The organism is Pseudomonas pichavaramensis (assembly GCF_050473265.1).
GTDB lineage: Bacteria > Pseudomonadota > Gammaproteobacteria > Pseudomonadales > Pseudomonadaceae > Aquipseudomonas.
In genome coordinates, this window is sequence record NZ_JBJKFJ010000006.1 from 60782 (window position 1) to 82367 (window position 21586).

Consider the following 21586-nt stretch of genomic DNA (forward strand, 5'->3'; position numbering starts at 1 on the left):
ACCGTTGGTGGGCTTCCATGTCAATCCGCAACTCGTTGATTTTCATGGATTTTATATGCTGTATAAAAAATGCCCGATCTGAGTGGAGGCCCCATGCCACGGGGCTTTGATAAGCTTGTCGAAAGTATTTGCACAGATTTATCCACAGCTTCGGTGGATAAGCGAAGCAAGCCCAGGTAATGCCTGGCTTGCCGAGGAGGCACAATGAAAACACCGTGGAAACTGACGCGTTACCTGCCTTTGGCAGCTCGCTTTCTTCGAGAGGGACGCCTGCCCGAGTTGCTGCGTGCGTTGGGTGACAAGCGCACGCCGCAGTGCCAGCGCTTTGCCGCGCTCAAGGATGATCTGCAACTATTACGTGCGCTCAGCCTGGCCTGGTTCAAGGGCGACTATCGTCAGATCAGCAGCCAGGCATTACTGATGGTAGTAGCTGCACTTCTGTACTTCATCACACCTTTGGATGCCATCCCGGACTGGCTGGTGGGTGTCGGCTTCGTCGATGATCTGGCGGTACTGGCCTGGGTGATGCGTACCTGGAAGGGTGAGCTCGATGCATTCAAGGCCTGGCGTGATAAGCAGACTCCAGAGGAGCTGGCGCTTATCGAACACCTGCCAGACGAGCAGGGTGGCGATCTCTTGCATTCCTGATCGTTACGCACCTGACCGGCGAGGCCCGGAGGACTTTGCCGCCTGTTTGCATGGATCACGCTTCAGGCGCCGTACCCCTGTTAAGATGGCACCTCGCAAGGAAAGGATCGACAGGGTCCTGCTTTCCAACGGAGAGATTCATGAGTGTGCAAATCATTGCCCGCGATGGTGAGCCGGAGTATGCGGTATTGCCTTGGGCCGATTATCAGGCTCTGCTGCGGGCCGCAGGGCGCTTGCCTGTCATCGAACCCGCTGGCGACTGGCCTGCTCCGGAGAGCGTGAAGCCTGGTCTCGATCAGCTGCGGATGCTGCGTGAGGGCAAAGGGCTGAGCGCAGAGGCTCTGGCGCGTAGTGTTGGCATCAGCCCGCACTATCTGGCGATGATCGAGAGCGGCGAGCGTCAACCCGATGCAGCCATCCTGCGCTCGCTGGCCTGGGAGTTGGGGCTGGAGGGCTGGTCTTGAGCGTACGTATCAGTCGCCAGCACTGGCAGGCGTTGCTTACCGAACTCGATGATGCGCGTCGCCAGCGTCATCTGTTGACCTACCGTGCGCTGATCGAGCGTCTCGACCTGCCGACACCGGCCATGCAGACGCTAACCGCGGCGCTGGAGCACCTGGCGGCCCTGGATGCCCGCGCCGAGCGGCCACTGCGTAGCGCGCTGGTCATCAGCCAGGGGGCCAGCCGTCTGCCGCGTACCGGTTTCTTCGACTGCGTGATGCGCCTGGGGCGCTTCAGTGGCGCGTCCGATGGTGTGGCTGCCGCATCCTGGCATGCCGCAGAGGTGGTCAGGGTGTTCGAATTCGATTATCCAGCCGATGTCTAGGCTGCTTTGGCAGGCGCGTGCACGTCTCGGCTACTGGCTGGCCCGACGCCTGTTCCATTGGCCATGGACCCTGCGTCAGCCGCGTCTCTGGCAATGGATGCAGGGCCAGTACGGACGCATGGCCAATCTGGGTGACACCGCGGCGCAGAGCTTCTACGGCCATATCCTGCTGTTTCGCGGTCAGGGCCTTGGGGCGCGTGAGGAAGGGCTGAGGCTGTTGCGTCTGGCCGCCAGCGCCGGGGACGGCAAGGCCGCCTATCAACTGGGTGTGCAGTCGCTGCAGGGCGACACGCGACAGGCACCGGATGGCGCGCAGGCGCTGCGCTGGTGGGAGATGGCACTGGCTGCTGGCCATCCCCTGGCTGCTCGCCGCCTGAGTCAACTGTATCTTGAGGGTGCGCCTGGCGTTGCGCCTGATCAGGCACTGGCCGAGCGCTACGCCGCGCAGGCGCAGGCGCCACTTTCCTCAGGCGGTTGATCCCGCCAGGATATGCAGGCTGTAGCCAGGCACGGCTTTGGCCTGGCGCTTGGCATCCGAGGCCAGTTCGGCCAGGCGCGAAGCATCGAGTTGCAGGCAATCCTCCGACTTCACGTGCACCACGCCGATTGACAGTGACAGCAGCGCATATTCCTGGCGCTGACCGTGGCGGTTGTGAGCGATGAAACAGCCGGCCTGCAGGTGCTCTTCACGATAGAAGCGTCGGCACTGATTCTGGAAGTCCTCGATCAGGCGGCCAAGTTTTTCCCGCCAGTCGGCCGAGCCGAGTACCAGCATGAAGTCATCGCCACCGATATGACCGACGAAGTCGCGCGCCGGGTCTACCCGTTCGTTCAGGCACTGCGCCAGGCACAGCAGCACCTCGTCGCCCTTGGCATAGCCATAGAGGTCGTTGAAGGGTTTGAAGCTGTCGATGTCGACGTAGCAAACAGCGGCTTCGCGTTGTTGCTGCAAAAGTCGGCTCAGGCACTGCTGAATGGGTACGTTGCCCGGCAGCAGGGTCAGCGGGTTGGCGTGACGCGCCTGTTGCAACTTCTGCTCGGTGATCAGCTTGAGCACATCGATCACCCTACCCAGGCCAAGATAGCGGCCGCCCTGGATGATGATGAAGTCTTCTTCGATCCGCTGTCGTGCGCGACTGGTAAGTAGACGGCTGACCTTCTGCAGTGATTGCGTCAGTTCTACTGCGAGAAAATCCTGGCTCATCAGCCGGCTGATCGGTTTGCGCGCGAACAGGTCGGTCGCGAAGGGCTTCAGCAATGCTTCGGAGAGCGAGTGGCGGTGGACGATGCCGACGGGCTGGCGCTGGTCGTCCAGTACCGCCAACGAGTTCAGGTTGGCTTGAGCGCGAAACAGATCCAGCACTTCGGCAATGGCGGTGCGTTGGTCCACTGCAGGCTGCTCGTTGAGCAAGGCGCTCAGGTCGTGGTTGTCTTCGTTGAGACTGGCCTGTTGGGCGCTCTGCAACTGTGGCAGCAGCTGCCGGGCATCCCTTGGCGGTTTTTCCTGTGGCCTGCTCAGCAGGTAGCCTTGCACCAGGTCCACGCCCATCTCGGCCAGTACCGTCAGCTCCTCGTTCAGCTCGATGCCTTCGGCGATGACCTGTGCGCGAGAGGCTTCGGCCATCTTCAGAATCGAGCCGACGAATTCGCGCTTCACGGCGTCCTGGTGAATGCCGTCGATGAAGTGGCGATCGATCTTCACGTAGTCGGGGCGCAGCTCGGACCACAGGCGCAGGCTCGAGTAGCCAGCGCCAAGGTCATCCAGAGCGATGGAGAAGCCCATGGCGCGGTAGTGGTGCAGGGCATTGTCGAGCAGTGCGAAGTCTTCGGTGGGCGATTGCTCGGTGAGCTCGATCACCACCTGGCTGGGTGGAATGCCGAATGTCTGCAACAGCTTCAGGGTGCGCCCTGGCTGGTGACTGGGGTCGAGCAAGGACTCGGGAGACACGTTGAGAAACAGTTTGCCTTCCAGGCCCAGAGCGCTGAAACCGCCGCAGGCGCTTTTGCGGCAAGCCATCTCCAGTTCGCTCAGGCGGCCAGCATGGCGAGCCACGGCAAAGAGTGTCAGGGGGGAGTGCAGCGGGCTGTTGGACGGGCCGCGGGTCAGCGCCTCATAACCGAGGATGCGCTGCTCGGAAAGCGAGACGATGGGCTGGAACAGGCTACTGAGGTCGCCGTGAGCGAGGATGTTCCCCAAGGTGCTCAACTGCTCGGTGACGGTCATGGTGTTCTCGATCTGCCGGAAACGAAGAGGCCGGCTTCTAAGGCCGGCCTCTGCATTTCACGACAGTTCGATGACAATTTGATGACGTTAGTTAATTCGTCGTCAGTGCAGCGCGAGAGAAGGATTCAGGCCCAGATAGTCGATAAGAATATGCCCTGACTCCGAGAGGTAGGCATCATCTTCCGGCTTGCCCTTGTCTTCTTCGACCGGCAGTGCGTCCTCATCTTCCTTGGCGAGCTCCGCGAGCGGTTTCTCGCCTTTGGCAACGCGGCGATCGTTCTCCAGCTTGAGTTGCTTGGCCTCAATGTCGGCTTGCTGTGCCCGGCGCTTCGCTTCATTCAGGCTGACCGTGGTTTCGGCCATTAGCTGCTTCGACAGGTCGATGCTGGCGCGGGTGAAGAGGAAGTCCGGATTATGCGCGGTGCGCTGATCGTGCTTGCTCTGCAACTGCTTGAGGAAGGGCTTGATCGGGTCCAGTTCCGGCTTGATCGCCGGGCGGATGCTGTCCCAGGGCATGGCGGCGGGCAGGGCGCTTTCGCCGATATCCTTGGTATTCATCACGTCGGGGTAGGCGATATCCGGCAGCACGCCCTGGTGCTGAGTGCTCTGGCCCGATACGCGATAGAACTTGGCCAGGGTCAGCTTGAGCTCGCCATGATTGAGTGGCTGGATGGTCTGCACCGTGCCTTTGCCGAAGGTCTGGCCACCGAGAATCAGCGCGCGGTGATAGTCCTGCATGGCACCGGCGAAGATTTCCGAAGCGGAAGCCGACAGGCGATTGACCAGTACGGCCAGCGGGCCGTTGTAGTAGATCCCCTTGTTTTCGTCGGCCAGCACATCGACACGGCCGTCGGCATTGCGCACCAGTACGGTCGGGCCCTGTTCGATGAACAGGCTGGTCAGTTCGGTGGCCTCCTGCAGCGAGCCGCCGCCGTTGTTGCGCAGGTCGATGACCAGGCCATCGACTTTTTCTTCGCGCAGTTCGTCGATCAGACGTTTGACGTCGCGAGTAGTGCTCTTGTAGTTGGGGTCACCAGCGCGGAAGGCCTTGAAGTCGAGATAGAAGGCCGGCAGCTCGATCACCCCGAGCTTGTAGTCGCGGCCGTCCTGGGTCAGATGCAGCACCTTCTTCTTCGCGGCCTGTTCTTCGAGTTTGACCGCCTCGCGAGTGATGGTAACCACCTTGCTGGTCTGGTCGGTTGGCGGGTTGCTGGCCGGGATGACTTCCAGGCGCACGGTGGAGCCTTTCGGGCCGCGAATCAATTTGACCACTTCGTCCAGGCGCCAGCCGATTACGTCGACCATCTCGTCGCTGCCTTGAGCCACGCCAACGATCTTGTCCGCTGGAGCGATCTGCTTGCTCTTTTCAGCAGGGCCAGCAGGCACAAGACGCACCACCTTGACGTGTTCGTTATCGCTCTGCAGCACGGCACCGATACCTTCGAGCGAGAGGCTCATGTTGATATCGAAGTTCTCTGCGTTGTCCGGCGACAGGTAGGTGGTGTGAGGGTCGTAGGTCGTGGCGAAGGCATTGATGTAGGCCTGGAACACGTCCTCGCCACGGGTCTGCTTGAGGCGCTTGAGCTGGTTCTTGTAGCGCTTGGTCAGCAGCTCCTGGATGTCCTTGGTTTCCTTGCCGGCGATCTTCAGACGCAGCACTTCATCCTTGACGCGTTTGCGCCAGAGATCATCGAGTGCGGCGCGGTCCTTCGCCCAAGGGGCTTTCTCTCGGTCGACCTGCAACTCTTCGTTCACGCTGAAGTCGATCTTGTCGACACCCTTGTCCAGTTGCGCCAGGGCGAAATTCAGGCGCTCTTCCAGACGGGTCAGGTGACGGCGATAGATGGTGAAACCCGGTTCGAGGTTGCCGCTTTTCAGCAAGTCGTCGAACTGGGTGCGCCACTGGTTGAATTCGGCGATATCGCCGGCAGTGAAGTAACTGCGGGACGGGTCGAGCAACTTCAGGTAGTTGTCGTAGACCTGAACCGAACGCTCGTCATTGAGCGGCGGCTTGTTGTAGTGATGGCGCTTGAGCAACTCCACTACGTTGAGGCTGGCGATCACCTGATCGCGGTCCGGCTGCAGGTAGTCCCAGCTGGTCGCTGTGGTGGTCTTGGCCGCCAGCGGCAAGGCACTGAAGCCGAGGAAGAGGGCGAGGGCGGTACTTGCAAGTGAGCGTTTCATGCGGATTCGACGTAGTGGCAGGTGATAACGCATATTAGGCCGTATCTGAGGGCGCCAGGTTCCGTTGGCGCTAGACGAAAGCCAGGCGCGCTGCGCCGGCTCGTTTCACTTGCACTATGGAGGCAGCATGAAGGCATTGCAAGGCGTCGAGGGGCGCGCGGAGTGGTTGGAACAACCTTCTCAGGCCTGTGACGCGGGGCAGATTCGGGTGAAGGTCGCTGCTGCAGGCCTTAACAGAGCCGACTTGTTGCAGCGTGCCGGGCTCTATCCGCCGCCGCCAGGGGCCAGCCCGGCGCTGGGTCTGGAATGCTCCGGGTTGGTGATCGAAGTGGGCGCCGGCAGTGCCTGGCAGGTCGGTGATCGGGTCTGCTGTCTGCTCGCCAGCGGTGCCATGGCCGAAGAGGTGGTGGTCGATGCCCGTCATGCCATGCCGGTGCCGCAAGGGCTGAGTCTGGTCGAGGCTGCGGTGGTGCCGGAGGTTTATGCGACGGCCTGGCTCAACCTGTTTCAGTTGGGGGCCTTGCGTCCCGGGGAAAAGGTGCTGCTGCATGCTGGGGCCAGTGGTGTGGGCTCGGCGGCAATTCAGCTGTGCAAGGCATTCGGCAGTCCCTGCTGGGTGAGTGTGGGGTCTGCGGAGCGTCTGGCATATTGCGAAGCGCTGGGAGCTCAGGGCGGTGCTCTAAGAACCGAGGACCTGCAAAGCCTGCGGGACTTCGGCCCGTTCGATGTGATTCTCGATCCTGTCGGTGGGCAGTACGCGGACCTCAATCTCGACGTGCTGGCGCGCGATGGGCGCTGGGTCAACATCGGTTTGATGGGCGGACGCGAGGCCAAACTGGATCTGGCACAGGTGCTTGGCAAGCGTATCCAACTGATCGGCTCGACGCTGCGCAATCGTGATGATCAATTCAAGGCTGATCTGTTGCGTGACTTGCAGCAGCAGGTGTGGCCGCTATTTGCCGAAGGTCGATTGAAGCCGCAACTGGAGCGCAGTTTTGCGCTCAAAGACAGTGAGGTGGCGTTCGAGACACTCGCTGGTAACCAAGTCGCGGGTAAACTGGCGCTGCTGATTGATCCTAACCTGGTTTGAGCCAGGCCTGTAGCCCGCGTCTGGCGCGGGCTCAATCATCGATTGGTGAACTCAATCGATATCATGGCTGTAATCAATAAGCTTTTTTCAATTAGGTAGCTAAGATAGCAACCGTAGATTTTTCACCCCTCACAGAAACCTCAGAAGGAGTCAGAGATGTCTCTCATCAATACTCAAGTTCAACCGTTCAAGGTCAACGCTTTCCACGCTGGTGAGTTTGTCGAGCTGACCGAAGAGAGCCTGAAAGGCAAGTGGTCCGTGCTGATCTTCATGCCGGCTGCCTTCACCTTCAACTGCCCGACCGAAATCGAAGACGCTGCCAACAACTACGCCGAGTTCCAGAAGGCTGGTGCCGAGGTCTACATCGTGACCACCGATACCCACTTCTCGCACAAGGTCTGGCACGAAACCTCGCCGGCCGTTGGCAAGGCTCAGTTCCCGCTGGTCGGCGATCCGACCCACCAGCTGACCAACGCTTTCGGCGTGCACATCGCTGAAGAAGGTCTGGCCCTGCGTGGCACCTTCGTGATCAACCCGGAAGGCGTGATCAAGACCCTGGAAATCCACTCCAACGAAATCGCTCGTGACGTCGGCGAGACCCTGCGCAAGCTGAAAGCTGCTCAGTACACCGCCGCTCACCCGGGCGAAGTCTGCCCGGCCAAGTGGAAAGAAGGCGAGAAGACCCTGGCTCCATCCCTGGACCTGGTCGGCAAGATCTAAGATCTGCCTGCGGGGTCGCAAGGCCCCCATCGTCTGCGCTTCGCCGGCTGTAACCCAGCCGCAAGTGCCCGAACGCCCGGGCGCAATCCGTCCGGGCGTTTGTTTGTCCGCAATTTGCTATTTACCTGAGGATTTCCATCATGTTGGACGCCAATCTGCAAACCCAGCTGAAGGCCTACCTGGAGCGGGTCACCGTGCCCTTCGAGATCATCGCGTCGCTGGATGATGGCGAGAAATCCCAGGAACTGCTCGGACTGCTCAATGACATCGTCGGCCTGACCGACAAGATCACCCTCAAGACCGATGGTGCTGACGCGCGTCGTCCGTCGTTCTCGCTCAATCGCCCGGGTGAAAATATCGGCCTGACTTTCGCCGGTATCCCCATGGGCCACGAGTTCACCTCGCTGGTGCTGGCGCTGCTGCAGGTGGGCGGTCACCCGTCCAAGCTCGACGCCGAAACTATCGAGCAGATCAAGAACATCGAAGGCAAATTCGAGTTCGAAACCTACTTCTCGCTGAGCTGCCAGAACTGCCCGGACGTGGTCCAGGCGCTGAACCTGATGGCAGTACTCAACCCCAATATCCGCAACGTCTCCATCGATGGTGCGCTGTTCCAGGAAGAAGTCGAACGCCGCCAGATCATGGCCGTGCCGAGCGTCTACCTGAATGGTGAGGTGTTCGCTTCCGGTCGCATGGAAGTGAAGGAAATCCTCGCCAAGATCGACACCCAGGCCGGCAGCCGCGATGCCGAGAAGATGAGCGCCAAGGAAGCCTTCGACGTGCTGGTGGTCGGCGGTGGCCCGGCTGGCGCTGCGGCGGCCATCTACGCCGCGCGTAAAGGCATCCGCACCGCCATTGCCGCCGAGCGTTTCGGCGGTCAGGTGCTCGACACCATGGCCATCGAGAACTTCATCTCGGTCAAGGAAACCGAAGGGCCGAAACTCGTGCGTGCCCTCGAAGAACACGTCAAGGAATACGAAGTCGACGTGATGAACCTGCAGCGCGCCTCCGCGCTGGTACCGGCCAGCAGCGAAGGCGGCCTGCATGAGGTCAAGTTCGAGAACGGCGCTTCGCTCAAGGCCAAGACCGTGATCCTGTCTACCGGCGCTCGCTGGCGCGAGATGGGCGTGCCCGGCGAGCAGGAATACAAGGCCAAGGGCGTATGCTTCTGCCCACACTGTGACGGCCCGCTGTTCAAGGGCAAACGCGTGGCGGTGATCGGCGGTGGCAACTCCGGCGTCGAAGCGGCCATCGACCTGGCTGGCCTGGTGGCGCACGTGACCCTGCTGGAATTCGCCGACACCCTGCGTGCCGACGCCGTGCTGCAGAAGAAGCTTTACAGCCTGCCGAACGTCACCGTGATCAAGAGCGCGCAGACTACCGAGGTCAAAGGCGACGGGCAGAAGGTCAACGGTCTGGTCTACAAGGACCGCACCACTGAAGAGCTGCACACCGTCGAGCTGGAAGGCATCTTCGTGCAGATCGGCTTGCTGCCCAACAGTGACTGGCTCAAGGGCACGGTCGAGCTGAGCCGCTTCGGCGAGATCGTCGTCGATGCCAAGGGCGCGACCAACATCCCTGGTGTGTTCGCTGCCGGTGACGTGACCACTGTGCCGTACAAGCAGATCGTCATCGCCATGGGCGAGGGCTCGAAGGCTTCGCTGAGCGCCTTCGACCACCTGATCCGCCACAGCTGATCAGTTGTTGCAGAAACGCAAAGGCCACCCCTCGGGGTGGCCTTTCTTTTCAGGGCTGCCGCTTTGTAGGGTGCGCTGGGCGCACCGATACCTCGGTTTTGCGGGTGCGCACGGCGCACCCTACACCAGCGTCATCTTCCTCAGCGTTTGAGGCCGCCCAGAGTCAGCGGCATCTGGCGGTTCACATCCTTGTACAGCAGGTAGCGGAAGCGGCTCGGGCCACCGGCGTAGCAGGCCTGCGGGCAGAAGGCGCGCAGCCACATGAAGTCACCGGCTTCTACCTCGACCCAGTCCTGATTCAGGCGATACACCGCCTTGCCTTCCAGCACGTACAGGCCGTGTTCCATGACGTGGGTTTCGGCGAAGGGAATCACGCCGCCCGGCTCGAAGTTGACGATGTTGACGTGCATGTCATGGCGCATGTCGCTCATGTCGACGAAGCGCGTGGTGCTCCAGCGGCCTTCGGTGCCGGGCATGACGATCGGTTCGATGTCCTGCTCGTGGGTCACGAAAGCTTCCGGGTAAGGCACACCTTCAACGGCCTGGTAGGCCTTGCGCAGCCAGTGGAAACGCACCGCTTCGCTGCTGTTGTTGCGCAGCGACCAGTCGCTCTGCGGCGGGATGAAGGCGTAGTTGCCCGGACGCAGGGCGTGCTGGGTGCCGTTCAGGGTCAGGTCGCAGGTGCCTTCGACGACGAAGATCACGCCTTCGGCGCTTGGGTCCAGCTCGGGTTTGTCGCTGCCGCCGTTGGGGGCGACTTCGACGATGTACTGCGAAAAGGTCTCGGCGAAGCCGGTCAGCGGGCGGGCGATGACCCACATGCGCATGTTGTCCCAGAACGGCAGGTGACTGGTGACGATGTCACGCATCACGCCTTTGGGGATCACGGCATAGGCTTCGGTGAACATGGCGCGATCGGTCAGTAGTTGTTCCTGACCGGGATGGCCACCATGCGGGGCGTAGTAGTAGGGCGATTTGCTCATCGAGAGATTGCCTCGGCGGGTGAAAGGCGCCGGGATCGACCCGGCGCGGAAAACGGTCTCCCATGCACTATAGGAATTTGCGGCTGGATTCGGAAATTAAATAGTAGAATCCCTGCCAGTGGGTTTCATGATGGGTGCCGGTATGCTCGATCCCGTGCTGTTGCGCAGTTTTCTCGCCGTGGTGCAGACCGGTGGCTTCACCCGTGCTGCGGCCAGCCTGCACCTGACGCAATCCACGGTCAGCCAGCAGGTGCGTCGCCTGGAGGAGCAGATCGGCGCCGAGCTGCTAGACCGCAGCGGCCGCTACGTGGTGACCACCACTGAGGGAGAGCGTCTGCTCGGTTACGCCAATCGCATCGTCGCGTTGATGGACGAAGCCATGCTGGCGTTGGGGCAAAGCGCTGTCGAGGGGGAGGTGCGTCTGGGGGTTCCAGATGACTTCGCCGCCAACAGCCTGACGCCTTACCTGGCCGATTTTGCCGATGCGCACCCTGGCATCCGTTTGGAAATCACCAGTGGCCTCAGCCATGACGTATGGCGTGCGTTCAATGCCGCAGAGCTGGATCTGGCACTGATAAAGCAGCGTGCTGGCAGCGCCAAGGGCTTGGCCAGCTGGGCTGAACCTTTGGCCTGGCTGGACAGCCGTGCAAGACCGGTGCTGGCGCGTAACCCGGTGCCACTGGCGGTATTTCCGCCCAATGGCCTGTACCGCCTGGAGATGACTCACGCCCTGGATGCCATGGGCAGGCCCTGGCGTATTGCCTATGTCAGCAGCAGCCTGCCGGGTGTCAGCGCTGCAGCCGAAGGCGGGTTGGGGCTGACGTTGCTGCCGCGTCGTTTGATTACTGCTGAGCATCGCGAGCTGGGCGAGGCCGAAGGCTTCGCGCCGGTCGCGCCGGTGGAGGTAGCCCTGCACGCGCGCAACCAGTTGCCAGGCTACGCGCGTGAGTTGGCGGCGGCGTTGATCGAGGCCTGCGAAGGCATCATGAGCCCGTAGCAGGGTAGGGTGCGCTGTGCGCACCTTGAAACAGCGGGCCACGATGGTTGACTGCACGTATCAGAGGACGCCGGTGCGCGCGGCCTGGTCGGCCCCGCGACACCCTACGATAGGATCAGCGCCAACTGAGTATCGGCCAGCCGGCCTGTTCGGCATGGGCGCGCAGGGTCGGGTCTGGGTTGACGGTGAAAGGTTTGTCCACCAGTTTGAGCAGCGGCAGGTCGTTACGTGAGTCGGAGTAGAAGCTGGCGCCGGCCAGGCTCTCGCCCTGTTCGGTCAACCAGCTTTCCAGGCGGATCACCTTGCCTTCGCGGTAGGTCAGCACGCCTTCGGTACGCCCGCTGTAGAAGCCATGCTGCAGCTCCAGATCAATGGCCAGTACCTCGTCGATGCCGAAGCGTGCGGCAATGGCGCTGACCAGAAAATGCGCCGAGGCGGAGATCACCAGCAGGCGGTCGCCGGCCTCGCGATGTTTGGCCAGGCAGCGGCTGGCGTCGCTGTAGAAGATCGGTTCGATCACGTCCTCGACGAAGGGCTCGACCACATGGGCGACCTCCTCGGGCGTGCGGCCGACCAGCGGCGACAGGGTGAAGGCCATGTAATCCTCCATGGCCAAAGTGCCGGCTGCGTATTGACGCATCAGCTCCTGCTCATGGGCGATAAAGGAGTCGCCGTCAGCCCAGCCGATTTTCACCATTTCCTGGGTCCACAGGCTGGAGCAGTCACCGTGGATAAGGGTTTCGTCGAGATCGAAAATCACCAGAGCCATCACGCCACCTCCCGAATTGCGCTGACGTCGATCTGCAAGTTGACCTGCTGGCCTGCGCCATAGAGTTCGTCCGCTGAGCGGTTGAGCACGTCGACGAACAGCTCCACGCCGCGCGCATCCACGCGGTAGCGAACCACGTTGCCGAGCAGACTGTGGCTGACGACCTGGGCCGCGATGCCGCTGCCTGCAAAGGCGATGGCTTCCGGGCGAATGGCTACGCGTGAGTTCACCGGTTGTTCGAGCAAACGGCTGGCTACGTCAGCTTCGAGCAGGTTGTAGTTGCCGATGAAGCCGGCGGCGAAGGCGTCGACCGGTGCGGTATAGAGGGTTTCGGCATCGCCGCTCTGGACGATCTTGCCGGCGTTCATGAGGAAGATGCGGTCGCTCATGGTCAGCGCCTCTTCCTGATCATGGGTGACGAAGATGGTGGTCAGGTTCAGTTCCTGCTGGATGGCGCGGATCTGCTCGCGCAGGTGTTTGCGAATGCGCGCATCGAGCGCTGACAGTGGCTCGTCGAGCAGCAGCAGGCGCGGACGAGTGACCAGCGAGCGGGCCAGGGCCACGCGCTGGCACTGGCCGCCGGAGAGCTGGTGCGGGTAGCGCGTGGCGAACTCGCCGAGCTCGACCATGTCCAGCGCTTCCTGCACGCGCTTGGCGCTTTCGGCCTTGGCCACCTTCTGCATGCGCAGGCCAAAGGCGACGTTCTGCGCCACTGTCATGTTGGGGAACAGCGCATAGCTCTGGAACACCATGCCGATGCCGCGTTTCTGTGGCGTCAGCGGCACCAGGTCCTGGCCATCGAGGAGGATCTGCCCGCCATCGACGCCAGTCAGCCCGGCGATGCAGCGCAGCAGGGTTGACTTGCCGCAGCCGGACGGGCCGAGCAGGGTGACGAACTCGCCCTGGCCGATCTCGCAGTTGATGTCGCTGAAGATACGGGTGTCGCCGTAGCTTTTATGCAGGTTCTGGATGCTCAGAAAGCTCATGCCTTGTCCCTGTTCAAACGGTTGGCCGCCCAGGTGAACACCAGGACGAAGAAGAAATAGGAGATCACCAGCGCGCTGTTGAAGTGGCCGCTGCTGTTGCGCATGTTGTTCAGGTACACCTGCAGGGTTTCATAGCGGGTGCCGACCAGCATGTTGGCGAAGACGAACTCGCCGAACAGGAAGCTGAAGGACAGGAACAATGACACCATCAGGCCCTTGCGCAGGTTCGGCAGCACCACCAGAAAGGCAGCCTTCCAGGTGCTGGCGCCGAGCAGGTGGGCGGCGTCCATCAGGTCGCGCAGGTTGATCGCCTGCAGGTTGTTGCTGATGGCGCGGTACATGAACGGCAGGGCGATGGTGAAGTAGCAGCCGAGCAGAATCCACGGTGTGCCGGTCATCGCCAGCGGGCCGGAACCATAGAGCTGCAGCAGGCCCACCGAAGACACCACCGGCGGTACGGCGAACGGCAGTAGGATCAGCACGTTCATCAGCGTGTCGAGCTTGGGAAAGTGGTAGTGCACCACGAACATCAGCGGCAGGATCAGCACCACCGACAGCGCAAGGGCGCCGATGCACACCAGCAGCGACTGGCCGAAGGCGCGCAGAAAACGCTCGTCGCTCCACAGCTCTGCGTACCATTTCAGGGTCAGACCATCCGGCAGGATGGTCGCCGACCAACTGGTGGACAGCGAGTAGAGCAGGGTGCCGGCCAGTGGCAGCAGCAGGATGAAGAACAGCAGCCAGACCACGATGCGGTGATAAAGGCTGGCGGTGGGGACTTTCACAGGCGGTTTAAAAACTACCTGCGTTGCCGCTGCTTCGTTAAAAACAGGCTCAAAATGCTCATTTACAGTTTGTAAACTCCGCTTTTTCGCCTGTTTTTGCCTCGCATCGGCGGCCTCGCCTACGTTTTTAAACGGCCTGTTAGCGCGTGACATGCTTGCTCCTTCTTAACAGCAACTGATGGACGACGGTGATCAGCACCATCAGCCCGACCAGGATCATCGACAGGGCACTGGCCAGGTTCGGGTCCAGCGAGATGTCACCGGAGACCATCGCCGCGATGCGGATCGGCAGCACGTTGAAGTTGCCGGTGGTCAGGTAGTACACCGTGGCGTAAGCGCCCAGGGCGTTGGCCAGGAGGATGACGAAGGTGCCGAGCAGCGCCGGGGTCAGCACTGGCAGGCCGATGTGCCGCCAGAAATCCCAGGTGCCGGCGCCGAGCAGTGCGGCCGACTCGCGCCAGTCCTGACGCAGGGCGTCGAAGGCGGGGTAGAGCAGCAGCACGCCGAGCGGGATCTGGAAGTAGGTGTAGAGCACGATCAGACCGTTCTTCGAATACAGGTTGAAGCTCTCGATCAACCCAGCCTGGATCAGCAGCAGGGTCAGCGCGCCGTTGAAGCCGAGCAGGATGATGAAGGCGAAGGCCAGCGGCACCCCAGCGAAGTTGCTGGTCATGTTGGAAAAGGCGATGACGAAGTCGCGCAGTTTGGAGTCCACCTGGCGTAGCGAGTAGCTGCCGAGGATGGCGATGGCCATGCCGAACAGGCTCGACCAGAAGGCGATCTGCAAGCTGTGCTTGATCGCCTGCATATAGAACCTGGAGGCGAAGACCTTCTCGAAATTGCCCAGGCCCCAGCCGTTGGGGCTGTTCAGGCTATTGACCGCCACCCACAGCAGTGGCGCCACCTGGAACACGAGAAAGAACACGGCGAAAGGCAGCAGGCACAGCAGCGGCAGCCAACGGCGCAGGGAAGAGGGTGCGCTCATTTCAACAACTCCGCGCAGTAGGGTTTGTCGTGGGGCACGCCGAGCAACTGACAGATGCTGCCGCACAGTTCGATCTGCTGTGGGCGCGCCGCAGCATCGAGGCTGAATGCATCGCCAATGACGAACAGCGGCACCTGGCGTTCTTCCGGCAGCAGGCCGTTGTGCGAGCGGTCGACGTTCATGCCGTGATCGGCGGTGACCAGTACCTGATAACCGGCATCGACCCAGTTCTGCAGATAGTCGGCCAGCAACACATCGGCCATGCGTGCACTGTTGCGGTATTGCGCGCTGTCCAGGCCGTGTTTGTGGCCGGCGTCGTCGATGTTCATCGGGTGCACCAGCAGCAGGTTCGGGGCGTGTTTGAGGCGCAGGCTCTCGGCGTCGACGAACAGGTGCGAGTCCGGGTAATGGTCGGCGTAGTAGAAGTGGCCGTGTTGAATCGGCAGACTCGGGTCGCTGGTGTGGCGGTCGCGGACGGCGACGAAGGGCGAGCGGTTGTACAGCTCGCTGACCCAGTGATAGGCCGCGGCGGCGGTCGTCAGACCGGCATCGCGGGCGTAATGAAACAGGCTGTGTTCGCGCGACAGGCGCGACACATCGTTGTGCACGATGCCGCTGTCGATTGGCCGCACGCCGGTGAGGATGGTTTCGTAGAGCGGCCGTGATAGCGCCGGCAGTTCGCAGTCCAGGCGGTAGAAAGCCGCCCGTCCTGCGTCGCACCAGGCGTGCAGGTGGCCCATGGCGTGTTGCGCGACCGAATGGCTGAGGCCGTCGAGCACGACGAGGATGACCTTGGAAGGCATGGGAAATCCTGAAAAACGATGGAAGCGTTTCGCGGCACAAGCGCAGTGCTGCCCAGCCGCTCCTGCACGTATCAGGAACGGCTTGTGGGAGGTGCTTCAGCCGCGATTGTCGCCGCCCAAGCACCTCCCACCGAACGTACGCGTTATTCCATGTTGATGATCACGTGCTCCTGCCACAGCTGCGGCAGCGCCTTGGAGGTGGCTTCCCAGGCAGCGGCATCCTTGATCGGCTGGACCTTGGCGTACTGCTCGTTGGGCAACAGCTTGGCCTGTACCTCGGCCGGCAGGGTCAGGTGCTCGGCGCGGATTGGCCGGGCGTTGCCCTTGGCCAGGTTGATCTGGCCGGCGTCGGAGAGGATGTACTCACGCGCCAGCTTGGCCGCGTTGGGGTTCTTGGCGTACTTGTTGATGATGGTGGTGTAGCCGGAGATCACCGAGCCATCAGACGGGATCAGCACCTCGAAGCGGCTCGGGTCGATCTGGTCGCGGTAGGACAGACCGTTGAAGTCCCACACCACGCCGACTTCCACTTCGCCTTTCTCCAGGGTCTGGATGGTCGGGTTGGACAGCGACAGGCGGCCCTGCTCGGCGATGGCGCCGAAGAAGTCCAGGCCCGGCTGGATGTTCTTCTCGTCGCCGCCATTGGCGATGGCAGCGGCCAGCACGCCGTTGACCGCCTGCGCGGCGGCGCTGACGTCACCGATGGCAACGCGGTACTTGCCGTTCTTCAGGTCGGCCCAGGATTTTGGAACGTCCTTGACCAGTTGCTTGTTGACGATGAACGCGATGGAGCCGGTGTAGGCCAGCATCCAGTGGCCGTCGGCATCCTTGGCCCAGCTCGGGATCTGCTCCCAGGTGCTCGGCTTGTAGGGTTGGGTCACACCCTGCTGCACCGCGATGGGGCCAAAGGCCGCGCCGACGTCACCGATATCGGCGGTGGCGTTGTCCTTCTCGGCGGCGAACTTGGCGATTTCCTGTGCCGAACTCATGTCGGTGTCGGAGTGCTTGAGGCCGTACTTGCTATTGAGGTCGTTCCAGGTGTCCTTCCAGTTGGCCCAGCTGTCGGGCATACCCACGCTATTGACCGCGCCTTCGGCACGAGCGGCTTGTTCCAGCGCTTGCAGGTCGGTACCTGCAGCCATGGCGGAAGTGGCCAGAGCAATGGCCGAACCCATCAGAGAAGCCAGCAGCAGTTGTTTCATCGGAAACTCCTTTGCGGTTTTGAGTGTTGGTCTAGATCAGCAATACCCGAGCCAATCTAGGCGCCTTCGATGACAGTTTTATGTCCGGTTGCCCGTGGCAGATGTCTAGGCGTATCCGGCCGGTGCGCTCATCAAGCGTAGACCATGGATAAGTAGCTGATTTCGCTCGATGTGAGCGGTCATCGCTGTGGCATGCGGCGTGCTTGCAGCAAAGCTGTCATCTATCAGTCATCTAGACTGCCTAGTCTTGTAACCCGTCTGAGCAAATGACTTATGCCCCGTATTGGGGCTGGACTAGTCCAAAGGGGAAAATGATGCGCGATGAAGCGCCACGAGCGGTCACCGTTATCTGCCGCGCATTGCAGGAGCAGATCGACCGGGGCCTGTTGCCCTCCGGCAGCAAGTTGCCGGCCGAGCGCAAGCTCAGTGAGTTGTTCGATACCACGCGTATCACCCTGCGCGAAGCACTGAGCCAACTGGAGGCGCAAGGGCTGGTCTATCGCGAGGAGCGCCGAGGCTGGTTCGTCTCCCCGCAACGGGTGGCCTATAACCCGCTGGTGCGCACTCATTTTCATGCCATGGTCGCTGAGCAGGGCCGGGTGCCGGCCACCGAAGTGCTGAGCGCGCGCTTGATTCCGGCCAGTGCGCAGATCTGTCAGTTGCTGGCGCTGCCGGCATTGTCCAGCGTCTATCAGGTGTGCCGGGCACGGCGTATCGATGGGCGTTTGGTGCTGTACGTCGAGCACTACCTGAATCCGGCGTACTTCCCCGGCATTCTCGAGTTCGACCTGACCCGCTCACTGACCGACCTGTATGCCAGCGAATACGGCATTCACTACGGCCGCGTGCGCTTCGACATGGTGCCCACTGCGCTGCATACCGAGGCCGCGACCAGCCTGCGCGTGGCAGCTGGCAGCCCGGCATTGCGGATCACCCGGGTCAATCGCGACCAACATGGGCGCATCATCGACTGCGACCTGGAATTCTGGCGTCACGACGCCATTCACGTCAGTGTCGAGGTGCCTGAGTAGGCGCGCTGCGCGTAGCGAGGCTGCTGGCAGGCTTCGAATCAACAGCGCAGGACGGGTGTAGTTCGGGGGCTGGCGGGCACGGCGCATTCTACCGTTCGTCAGCTTCGACGATGTTTTTCCGACCAATGTCGAAATGGCTGCGGCGTGTTCGACTATCCAGTACCCATCCCACAGGAACTGGAGCGCGCCATGAAATACCTCTGCCTTGTCTATGCCAACGAGCAGGAGCTGCACAGCTCCCCCGATAGTCCGCATGACAGCGAGTGCTATGCCTATGCCCAGCAGGTGCAGGGCAGCGGACGCATGCTCGCAGCCGAGGCCCTGCAGCCGGTTCAGACCGCGACCACGGTGCGTATGCGTGGCGGCAAGCTGGCGATCACCGATGGACCTTTCGCCGAAACCAAGGAGCAGTTGGCGGGCTTTTATCTGGTCGAGGCGCGCGATCTCAATGAGGCCATTCAGCTTGCCGGTCACATTCCTGCCGCTCGTGTCGGCTGCGTGGAGGTGCGTCCGGTTCGTCAACTGGATGTCGACCCAAGCGCTTAGCTCTGAGCTGTCATCGTTTCCGTTCGAGGAGAATCGTCATGGACCGTCGCTACATGCCTGAAGTCGCCACGCGAGAGCAATGGCTCGCCGCCCGCAAATCGTTGCTGGAGCAGGAGAAGGCGCTGACCCGCCAGCGTGATGCTCTGAACCGTGCCCGCCGCGCCCTGCCCATGGTGCTGGTGGAAGAGGACTACCGTTTCATCGGCCCGCAGGGCGAGGTCGGGCTGGAGGCGCTGTTCCATGGGCGCAGCCAGTTGATCGTTTACCACTTCATGTATCACATGGACCGTGGCGAGGGCTGCGACGGCTGTTCCTGCTTGGTGGATAACATTGGCCATCAGTCCCATCTGCATGCTCGCGACACCAATCTGGTGCTGGTGTCGAGGGCGCCACTGGCCGATCTCGATGCCTTCAAGAAGCGCATGGGTTGGAACCTGCCCTGGTACAGCTCGTACGGTAGCCGGTTCAACTACGACTACCACGTCACCAGCGACGAGCAGGTCGCGCCGGTGCAGTACAACTACCGTGACAAGGACGAATTGTTGCGCCTGGGGCAGAGCTACCACGTCCAGGGCGAGCAGCCTGGTGTCAGCGTGTTCCTGCGCGACGGCGGGCGCATCTACCACACCTATTCCTGCTACGGCCGAGGCGTGGAGATGCTGATGAGCACATTCCATTTACTCGACTTCACGCCTTTTGGCCGCAGTGAGGGGTGGGACGGCATGCCTGATCTGGACGGCAAGGGGCTCAACTGGACGCGCCTGCACGACGAATACGAACAGAGCGCAGCAAGCCACGACTGCTGCGCCCACAAGGCCTGAAAGGAGAATCGACATGAGTCAGCACGAACTGCAAGACGCCCTCGAACACTGGGTCGACGCCTGCCGTAGCAAGGACGTGACGCGCATCATGAGTCACTACGTGGAAGATCTGGTTTCCTACGACGCGGTAGCTCCACTGCGTTTTCAGGGGCGCCCGGCGTATCAGGCGCACTGGCAGGCCTGCATGGAGATGTGCAGCGGCCCTGGTGTGTTCGAGCCGCACGAGCCGTCGTTCAACCTTTCGGGGGATCTTGGCGTGACGCATTACCTGCTGCATTGCGGCGGTAGCAATGACAAGGGCGAACTGGAAACCTGCTGGATGCGGGTGACTCAATGCCTGCGCCGCGAGGGCGGTCGCTGGCTGATCTTCCACGAACACTTCTCGGCGCCCTGCGACATGCAGAGCGGCAAGGCATTGTTCGATCTACAGCCCTAGCGCTTACTGACGCCCCAGCGCCGCGCAAGAGGCCTGATAGTTCTGCTCGCAGGCGCTGCGGTAAAGGCGGGTGGCCTGGTCGGGGTCGCGCGGCACGCCGCCTTCGCCGCGGCGATAGAGGTTGCCGAGCACGTGCTGGGCCATGGGGTTGCCGGCGGCCGCTGACTGGTTGAGGTACTTGAGCATGTCGCGCTGGTTGGCGAACTCCGGTGCATCGCGGCCGGTATAGAGATAGGCGAGGCTCACGGCGGCCATGGCATGGCCCTTGTCGGCAGCCTGTTTCCACCAGTACTCGGCCTGCTTGAGGTTCTTCTCCGGCTGACCGACGAAATAGCTGCTACCAAGCTGGAACTGGCTTTCCAGATCGCCACCCTGAGCTTTCTGGTGCAGTTGTTCCTGTTGATCCTGGCCGGCGGGCTGTTCGCTCTGCGCATCCTGTGGGCGGGTGTCGGGTTCCGGGCTGCGTCCCGCGCAGCCTGCCAGCAGTGCCAGCGCGAGCGTGACGCCGGTGGCGTAACGAAGGGTGAGCGAGATGGACATGGCGGCGAACTCCTTGGCTGATGTTCGATGGCAAGTTGCTGTTAGTCCAGCGTTGCTCACCATAGTTCGTCTTGCACCGCTCATGCACTGACGACTTCACACCTGAGCGACTAGCTGCAATCCTGATGGCTGATTTCGTATGCGAGGCAGTCATGAAGATCAGTGCGGATTTCGACAGTGGCAATATCCAGGTTCTCGACTCCAGTGACCCGCAACGGGTGTTGCTGGCCATGCGGCCGGACCTCAACAGTCATCACTTTCAGTGGTTTCATTTTCAGGTCGATGGTCTGCAGGTTGGCCAGCGCCACGGATTCTGCCTGACCAATGCCGGGCAGTCGGCCTACAACCAGGCCTGGGACGGTTATCAGGCCGTGGCGAGCTATGACCAGCAGAACTGGTTTCGCGTACCGACGCACTTTACCGACGGGCAGTTGCATTTCGAGTTGCAGGCCGAGCATGAGCGGGTCTGGTTCGCCTACTTCGAGCCCTATCCGCGTGCCCGGCATGAGCGCCTGATTGCTGGGGCGCTGGAGCGTGGTGCCGAGCTGGTGGCCTGTGGCCGTAGTCTGGAAGGGCGTGACATCCAGTTGCTGCGTATCGGCAGCCAGGTAGCTGCTCCGCGCAAACTGTGGATCATCGCCCAGCAACACCCGGGTGAGCACATGGCTGAATGGTTCATGGAGGGGCTGATCGAGCGCCTGCAGGACCCTGAGGATGGCGAGATCGCCGCACTGCTGGCCGAGGCCGAGCTGTACCTGGTGCCGAACATGAATCCCGATGGCGCCTATCGCGGCCATCTGCGCACCAATTACGCCGGGCAGGACCTCAACCGCGCCTGGCAGTCGGCCAACTCCGAGACCAGTCCGGAAGTGCTGTTCGTGTTGCAGCATATGCAGCGTATTGGCGTCGATCTGTTCCTTGATATCCACGGCGATGAGGAAATCCCTCACGTGTTCACCGCTGGTTGTGAGGGCAACCCTGGTTATACGCCGCGTCTTGCAGGGCTGGAGGATGACTTTCGCAGTCGCCTTATTGCTATCGGCGCCGAATTCCAGACCCGTTTCGGCTACCCGCGCAGCGCGCCAGGGCAGGCCAACCTGACTCTGGCCTGCAATGCCGTTGGGCAGGCGTTCGACTGCCTGGCCTTCACCATCGAGATGCCATTCAAGGACCACGACGACAGCCCGCAGCCGGGCACCGGATGGAACGGCGCACGCTCGCAGCAGTTAGGGCGAGATGTGTTGACTGTGTTGGCGCAGATGGTGAAAACCCTGCGCTGATGAGTTGGGCGTGATTCAACCTTGTACGCGCTG

General features: G+C 61.7%; 23 protein-coding genes. 13 read left to right on the forward strand and 10 right to left on the reverse strand.

Annotated features, from left to right (window positions below; all coding sequences use genetic code 11):
• The first annotated feature begins 204 nt into the window (after positions 1–204).
• The 4 genes from ACJRW5_RS11510 to ACJRW5_RS11525 all read left to right on the forward strand — a co-directional run bounded on the left by ACJRW5_RS11510 (position 205) and on the right by ACJRW5_RS11525 (position 1952).
• Positions 205–648: a YkvA family protein gene (locus tag ACJRW5_RS11510; protein WP_484570644.1), complete on the forward strand. Its 444-nt coding sequence runs from the start codon at positions 205–207 to the stop codon at positions 646–648.
• Positions 649–788: 140 nt separating this feature from the next.
• On the forward strand, positions 789–1112 hold the full coding sequence (locus tag ACJRW5_RS11515) for a helix-turn-helix domain-containing protein (RefSeq protein WP_484570645.1): 324 nt from the start codon (positions 789–791) through the stop codon (positions 1110–1112).
• Complete coding sequence (locus tag ACJRW5_RS11520; RefSeq protein ID WP_484570646.1) at positions 1109–1474, forward strand: hypothetical protein; 366 nt, start codon at positions 1109–1111, stop codon at positions 1472–1474. Before ACJRW5_RS11515 ends, ACJRW5_RS11520 begins: the two co-directional genes overlap by 4 nt.
• A complete protein-coding gene (locus ACJRW5_RS11525) occupies positions 1467–1952 on the forward strand; it encodes an SEL1-like repeat protein (RefSeq protein WP_484570647.1) in 486 nt (161 codons plus the stop codon). Before ACJRW5_RS11520 ends, ACJRW5_RS11525 begins: the two co-directional genes overlap by 8 nt.
• Here ACJRW5_RS11525 and ACJRW5_RS11530 read toward each other — a convergent pair.
• Both ACJRW5_RS11530 and ACJRW5_RS11535 read right to left on the reverse strand, forming a co-directional pair.
• Positions 1941–3698 (reverse strand): bifunctional diguanylate cyclase/phosphodiesterase, encoded by a 1758-nt coding sequence (locus tag ACJRW5_RS11530; protein ID WP_484570648.1) that lies wholly within the window; start codon positions 3696–3698, stop codon positions 1941–1943. The two genes, ACJRW5_RS11525 and ACJRW5_RS11530, sit on opposite strands and share 12 nt — an antisense overlap.
• 102 nt (positions 3699–3800) lie before the next feature.
• The gene (locus ACJRW5_RS11535; protein ID WP_484570649.1) at positions 3801–5882 is read right to left on the reverse strand and encodes a carboxy terminal-processing peptidase; all 2082 of its coding nucleotides are present in this window, start codon (positions 5880–5882) and stop codon (positions 3801–3803) included.
• A 127-nt stretch (positions 5883–6009) separates the two neighbouring features.
• On the opposite strand from ACJRW5_RS11535, the gene ACJRW5_RS11540 reads away from it, so the two are divergent.
• From ACJRW5_RS11540 to ahpF, 3 genes are all read left to right on the forward strand, one after another.
• Complete coding sequence (locus tag ACJRW5_RS11540; protein ID WP_484570650.1) at positions 6010–6972, forward strand: zinc-binding dehydrogenase; 963 nt, start codon at positions 6010–6012, stop codon at positions 6970–6972.
• 156 nt (positions 6973–7128) lie between these two features.
• Positions 7129–7692 (forward strand): alkyl hydroperoxide reductase subunit C, encoded by a 564-nt coding sequence (gene ahpC, locus ACJRW5_RS11545; protein WP_484570651.1) that lies wholly within the window; start codon positions 7129–7131, stop codon positions 7690–7692.
• 140 nt (positions 7693–7832) lie between these two features.
• Positions 7833–9389: an alkyl hydroperoxide reductase subunit F gene (gene ahpF / locus ACJRW5_RS11550; protein ID WP_484570652.1), complete on the forward strand. Its 1557-nt coding sequence runs from the start codon at positions 7833–7835 to the stop codon at positions 9387–9389.
• A gap of 140 nt (positions 9390–9529) precedes the next feature.
• Here ahpF and ACJRW5_RS11555 read toward each other — a convergent pair whose 3' ends face one another.
• Positions 9530–10372 carry a bifunctional allantoicase/(S)-ureidoglycine aminohydrolase gene (locus ACJRW5_RS11555; protein ID WP_484570653.1) on the reverse strand — a complete coding sequence of 281 codons (843 nt, stop codon included), beginning with the start codon at positions 10370–10372 and terminating at the stop codon, positions 9530–9532.
• A 142-nt stretch (positions 10373–10514) separates the two neighbouring features.
• Here ACJRW5_RS11555 and ACJRW5_RS11560 point away from each other — a divergent pair, with 142 nt between their 5' ends.
• Complete coding sequence (locus ACJRW5_RS11560) at positions 10515–11369, forward strand: LysR substrate-binding domain-containing protein (RefSeq protein ID WP_484570877.1); 855 nt, start codon at positions 10515–10517, stop codon at positions 11367–11369.
• A gap of 115 nt (positions 11370–11484) precedes the next feature.
• Here the strand turns inward: ACJRW5_RS11560 and ACJRW5_RS11565 are convergent, their stop codons facing one another.
• The 6 genes from ACJRW5_RS11565 to ACJRW5_RS11590 form a co-directional block, all read right to left on the reverse strand.
• Positions 11485–12138, reverse strand: coding sequence for an HAD family hydrolase (locus tag ACJRW5_RS11565; RefSeq protein WP_484570654.1), 654 nt, complete (start codon positions 12136–12138; stop codon positions 11485–11487).
• The gene (locus ACJRW5_RS11570; protein ID WP_484570655.1) at positions 12138–13124 is read right to left on the reverse strand and encodes an ABC transporter ATP-binding protein; all 987 of its coding nucleotides are present in this window, start codon (positions 13122–13124) and stop codon (positions 12138–12140) included. Before ACJRW5_RS11570 ends, ACJRW5_RS11565 begins: the two co-directional genes overlap by 1 nt.
• Entirely contained in the window at positions 13121–13909 is a 789-nt protein-coding gene (locus ACJRW5_RS11575) for an ABC transporter permease (protein WP_484570656.1), read from the reverse strand. Before ACJRW5_RS11575 ends, ACJRW5_RS11570 begins: the two co-directional genes overlap by 4 nt.
• A 139-nt stretch (positions 13910–14048) precedes the next feature.
• Complete coding sequence (locus ACJRW5_RS11580) at positions 14049–14894, reverse strand: ABC transporter permease (protein WP_484570657.1); 846 nt, start codon at positions 14892–14894, stop codon at positions 14049–14051.
• The gene (locus tag ACJRW5_RS11585; protein ID WP_484570658.1) at positions 14891–15697 is read right to left on the reverse strand and encodes an alkaline phosphatase family protein; all 807 of its coding nucleotides are present in this window, start codon (positions 15695–15697) and stop codon (positions 14891–14893) included. The genes ACJRW5_RS11580 and ACJRW5_RS11585 overlap by 4 nt, the downstream gene beginning before the upstream one ends.
• 143 nt (positions 15698–15840) lie before the next feature.
• Complete coding sequence (locus ACJRW5_RS11590) at positions 15841–16899, reverse strand: ABC transporter substrate-binding protein (protein ID WP_484570659.1); 1059 nt, start codon at positions 16897–16899, stop codon at positions 15841–15843.
• A gap of 314 nt (positions 16900–17213) precedes the next feature.
• On the opposite strand from ACJRW5_RS11590, the gene ACJRW5_RS11595 reads away from it, so the two are divergent.
• The 4 genes from ACJRW5_RS11595 to ACJRW5_RS11610 all read left to right on the forward strand — a co-directional run bounded on the left by ACJRW5_RS11595 (position 17214) and on the right by ACJRW5_RS11610 (position 19733).
• A complete protein-coding gene (locus tag ACJRW5_RS11595) occupies positions 17214–17930 on the forward strand; it encodes a UTRA domain-containing protein (RefSeq protein ID WP_484570660.1) in 717 nt (238 codons plus the stop codon).
• A gap of 189 nt (positions 17931–18119) precedes the next feature.
• On the forward strand, positions 18120–18476 hold the full coding sequence (locus tag ACJRW5_RS11600) for a YciI family protein (protein ID WP_484570661.1): 357 nt from the start codon (positions 18120–18122) through the stop codon (positions 18474–18476).
• A gap of 38 nt (positions 18477–18514) precedes the next feature.
• A complete protein-coding gene (locus tag ACJRW5_RS11605; protein WP_484570662.1) occupies positions 18515–19297 on the forward strand; it encodes a DUF899 domain-containing protein in 783 nt (260 codons plus the stop codon).
• Positions 19298–19310: 13 nt separating this feature from the next.
• Positions 19311–19733 carry a YybH family protein gene (locus tag ACJRW5_RS11610; RefSeq protein WP_484570663.1) on the forward strand — a complete coding sequence of 141 codons (423 nt, stop codon included), beginning with the start codon at positions 19311–19313 and terminating at the stop codon, positions 19731–19733.
• 3 nt (positions 19734–19736) lie between these two features.
• On the opposite strand, the gene ACJRW5_RS11615 is transcribed toward ACJRW5_RS11610, so the two are convergent.
• Positions 19737–20273 (reverse strand): tetratricopeptide repeat protein, encoded by a 537-nt coding sequence (locus ACJRW5_RS11615; RefSeq protein WP_484570664.1) that lies wholly within the window; start codon positions 20271–20273, stop codon positions 19737–19739.
• Between the two features lie 152 nt (positions 20274–20425).
• Here ACJRW5_RS11615 and ACJRW5_RS11620 point away from each other — a divergent pair, with 152 nt between their 5' ends.
• The gene (locus ACJRW5_RS11620) at positions 20426–21553 is read left to right on the forward strand and encodes a M14 family metallopeptidase (RefSeq protein WP_484570878.1); all 1128 of its coding nucleotides are present in this window, start codon (positions 20426–20428) and stop codon (positions 21551–21553) included.
• Positions 21554–21586: the final 33 nt, after the last annotated feature.

Bases quoted from the DNA above. Each gene is read 5' to 3' on its own strand.
- ACJRW5_RS11510 (WP_484570644.1), top strand. From the start codon at position 205: ATGAAAACACCGTGGAAACTGACGCGTTACCTGCCTTTGGCAGCTCGC.
- ACJRW5_RS11515 (WP_484570645.1), top strand. From the start codon at position 789: ATGAGTGTGCAAATCATTGCCCGCGATGGTGAGCCGGAGTATGCGGTA.
- ACJRW5_RS11525 (WP_484570647.1), top strand. From the start codon at position 1,467: ATGTCTAGGCTGCTTTGGCAGGCGCGTGCACGTCTCGGCTACTGGCTG.
- ACJRW5_RS11530 (WP_484570648.1), bottom strand. From the start codon at position 3,698: ATGACCGTCACCGAGCAGTTGAGCACCTTGGGGAACATCCTCGCTCAC.
- ACJRW5_RS11535 (WP_484570649.1), bottom strand. From the start codon at position 5,882: ATGAAACGCTCACTTGCAAGTACCGCCCTCGCCCTCTTCCTCGGCTTC.
- ACJRW5_RS11540 (WP_484570650.1), top strand. From the start codon at position 6,010: ATGAAGGCATTGCAAGGCGTCGAGGGGCGCGCGGAGTGGTTGGAACAA.
- ahpC (WP_484570651.1), top strand. From the start codon at position 7,129: ATGTCTCTCATCAATACTCAAGTTCAACCGTTCAAGGTCAACGCTTTC.
- ahpF (WP_484570652.1), top strand. From the start codon at position 7,833: ATGTTGGACGCCAATCTGCAAACCCAGCTGAAGGCCTACCTGGAGCGG.
- ACJRW5_RS11555 (WP_484570653.1), bottom strand. From the start codon at position 10,372: ATGAGCAAATCGCCCTACTACTACGCCCCGCATGGTGGCCATCCCGGT.
- ACJRW5_RS11560 (WP_484570877.1), top strand. From the start codon at position 10,515: ATGCTCGATCCCGTGCTGTTGCGCAGTTTTCTCGCCGTGGTGCAGACC.
- ACJRW5_RS11565 (WP_484570654.1), bottom strand. From the start codon at position 12,138: ATGGCTCTGGTGATTTTCGATCTCGACGAAACCCTTATCCACGGTGAC.
- ACJRW5_RS11570 (WP_484570655.1), bottom strand. From the start codon at position 13,124: ATGAGCTTTCTGAGCATCCAGAACCTGCATAAAAGCTACGGCGACACC.
- ACJRW5_RS11580 (WP_484570657.1), bottom strand. From the start codon at position 14,894: ATGAGCGCACCCTCTTCCCTGCGCCGTTGGCTGCCGCTGCTGTGCCTG.
- ACJRW5_RS11585 (WP_484570658.1), bottom strand. From the start codon at position 15,697: ATGCCTTCCAAGGTCATCCTCGTCGTGCTCGACGGCCTCAGCCATTCG.
- ACJRW5_RS11590 (WP_484570659.1), bottom strand. From the start codon at position 16,899: ATGAAACAACTGCTGCTGGCTTCTCTGATGGGTTCGGCCATTGCTCTG.
- ACJRW5_RS11595 (WP_484570660.1), top strand. From the start codon at position 17,214: ATGCGCGATGAAGCGCCACGAGCGGTCACCGTTATCTGCCGCGCATTG.
- ACJRW5_RS11600 (WP_484570661.1), top strand. From the start codon at position 18,120: ATGAAATACCTCTGCCTTGTCTATGCCAACGAGCAGGAGCTGCACAGC.
- ACJRW5_RS11605 (WP_484570662.1), top strand. From the start codon at position 18,515: ATGGACCGTCGCTACATGCCTGAAGTCGCCACGCGAGAGCAATGGCTC.
- ACJRW5_RS11610 (WP_484570663.1), top strand. From the start codon at position 19,311: ATGAGTCAGCACGAACTGCAAGACGCCCTCGAACACTGGGTCGACGCC.
- ACJRW5_RS11615 (WP_484570664.1), bottom strand. From the start codon at position 20,273: ATGTCCATCTCGCTCACCCTTCGTTACGCCACCGGCGTCACGCTCGCG.
- ACJRW5_RS11620 (WP_484570878.1), top strand. From the start codon at position 20,426: ATGAAGATCAGTGCGGATTTCGACAGTGGCAATATCCAGGTTCTCGAC.